The organism is Faecalibacterium faecis, assembly GCF_040096475.1.
In the GTDB taxonomy this organism is placed as follows: Bacteria; Bacillota; Clostridia; order Oscillospirales; family Ruminococcaceae; genus Faecalibacterium; species Faecalibacterium taiwanense.
Genome location: NZ_JBBMEP010000043.1, coordinates 1 through 2,276, shown reverse-complemented (window position 1 = coordinate 2,276; position 2,276 = coordinate 1). Strand labels below are relative to the sequence as shown.

Annotated in this window: 2 protein-coding genes; both read left to right on the top strand. The window is 50.1% G+C overall.

What is annotated here, in order from left to right:
• Window positions 1-201: 201 nt before the first annotated feature.
• On the top strand, window positions 202-666 hold the full coding sequence (locus WMO17_RS12965) for a hypothetical protein (protein ID WP_117949376.1): 465 nt from the start codon (window positions 202-204) through the stop codon (window positions 664-666).
• A partial coding sequence (locus WMO17_RS12960; RefSeq protein ID WP_435387703.1) for a recombinase family protein occupies window positions 663-2,276 on the top strand: 1,614 nt, incomplete at its 3' end. The genes WMO17_RS12965 and WMO17_RS12960, both read left to right, overlap by 4 nt.

The window sequence follows — 2,276 nt, the reverse complement described above, 5'->3', positions numbered from 1 at the left end:
AGGCATATAAGCAATATAGCAACCACCAAGAATGAAATCACCTAGCAGGGTTTGGGGCAGGCACGCCCCAACAAGAAGCTGTCCTAAAGGGGACAGGAAATTTTCAAGTATTGAAAATTTGTGGCCACGGGACGATTCTTGCTCTCACGAAAACCCACACTTTTTGAAAATCCGCTTTTCACAGCCAAAGGAGGATGCACCATGAAAAAAGAAATCGAAGCCTTTGTCAATGCAGCCAGTGAGCAGGAGTTGGATGCTGCATGGAACAACCTCTCGGCGGAGGAACAGCGAGTTTTCGAGCAGCTCATGGAGGAAGACTCACCCGAAGATGCACTGGCATTTTTCGCACAGCTGTATGACGATACCCCGAAAGAGCAGACCAGCGAGACCGTGAGCATCTCTGAAAACGAAATTTATTTCAAGCGGAAGCCCTTGACCGAAGAGCAGAAGAAACACGGCTCCTATGTAGATGAGAACGGCAATCTCCATGTCAAGAACCTGTCCGCCTTCTGGATTCCAGAACTGACCACCACGGAGAAAGTCGGTCACACCACCTATACCGTGACCGGCAGCTATGAGGGCAAGGAATCCTTTTTGAAGAAACTGGAGCGCATTGTTGCCAAGAACGCCCAGCAAAAATTTGAAGATGAGGGTGCAGACGAATGACAACTGCGCCCAATTCTGCTATACTTGACCCGGTAACCAATCCTGTACTGACAGTTGCTCCACAGAATAAGGAGGACACAACAATGTCTGGAGCAACGAATAAAATCACCGCACTTTACTGCCGACTGTCGCAGGAGGACGAGCGACTCGGCGAAAGCCTTTCTATCGAGAACCAGAAGGATATCCTTTTGGACTACGCTAAAAAGAACCACTTCTCGAACCCGGTGTTCTTTGTTGATGATGGCTATTCTGGCACGAACTATGACCGCCCCGGCTTTCAGAGTATGCTGGTCGAGATCGAAGCAGGGCGTGTAGGAATCGTTATCACAAAAGACCTGTCCCGACTGGGGCGCAACTCTGCCTTGACGGGTCTGTACACAAACTTCACCTTTCCCCAGTATGGCGTTCGCTACATTGCCATTAACGACAATTACGACACCATTGACCCGAACAGCGTAAACAACGATTTTGCGGGCATTAAGAACTGGTTCAACGAGTTTTACGCCCGCGATACCAGCCGCAAGATTCGGGCTGTCCAGAAGGCCAAGGGAGAGCGTGGAGTACCGCTGACGGTCAATGTCCCCTACGGCTATGTGAAAGACCCGGAGAACCCGAAGCATTGGCTTGTTGACCCGGAAGCGGCTGCGATTGTGAAGCGCATCTTCTCCATGTGCATGGAGGGACGTGGGCCGACCCAAATTGCGAACCAACTGTGGGCAGATAAAGTTCTGACTCCTACCGCCTACAAGTTGAGCCATGGCCGGAGTACAAACGCACCTGCCCCGGAAGACCCTTACCGCTGGGATAAAAGAGCAGTAAGTTTGATTCTGGAACGCCGGGAGTACACTGGCTGCACAGTCAACTTCAAGACCTATACTAACTCTATCTGGGATAAAAAGAGACATCTGAATCCTGTGGAAAATCAGGCTATCTTCCTAGATACACATGAGCGCATTATTGACGATGATGTGTTTGAAAAGGTTCAGGAGATTCGTAACCAGCGTCACCGCATGACCCGGACAGGCAAGAGCAGCATTTTCTCCGGTATGGTCTACTGCGCTGACTGCGGTTCTAAGATGCAATATGGTTCGTCCAACAACAGGGACTTCAGTCAAGACTTCTTTGATTGCTCTCTGCACAAGAAGAACGGGAGCAAGTGCAAGGGACACTTCATCCGGGTAAAGGTTCTGGAAGGACGTGTACTGAGTCATGTTCAGCGGGTGACGGACTACATTCTCCGTCATGAAGACTACTTCCGCAAGGTCATGGAGGAGCAGCTTCGGGTGGAAAGCACCGAAAAGCTGACCGTCCTAAAGAAGCAGCTTGCCCGGAATGAGAAGCGGATTGCAGACCTCAAACGGCTGTTCATGAAAATCTACGAGGATAACGCCAGCGGAAAGCTGAGCGATGAACGCTTTGACATGATGAGCCAAAGCTACGATGCCGAACAGAAGCATCTGGAAGAGGAAGCCCTCTCTATCCAGCAGGAAATCGAAGTACAGGAACAGCAGATCGAGAATATTGAGAAGTTCATCCAGAAAGCGCACAAGTACGTTCATATTGAAGAACTCACCCCTTATGCTCTCCGTGAACTGGTGTCGGCCATCTAT

Bases quoted from the DNA above. Each gene is read 5' to 3' on its own strand.
- WMO17_RS12965 (WP_117949376.1), top strand. From the start codon at position 202: ATGAAAAAAGAAATCGAAGCCTTTGTCAATGCAGCCAGTGAGCAGGAG.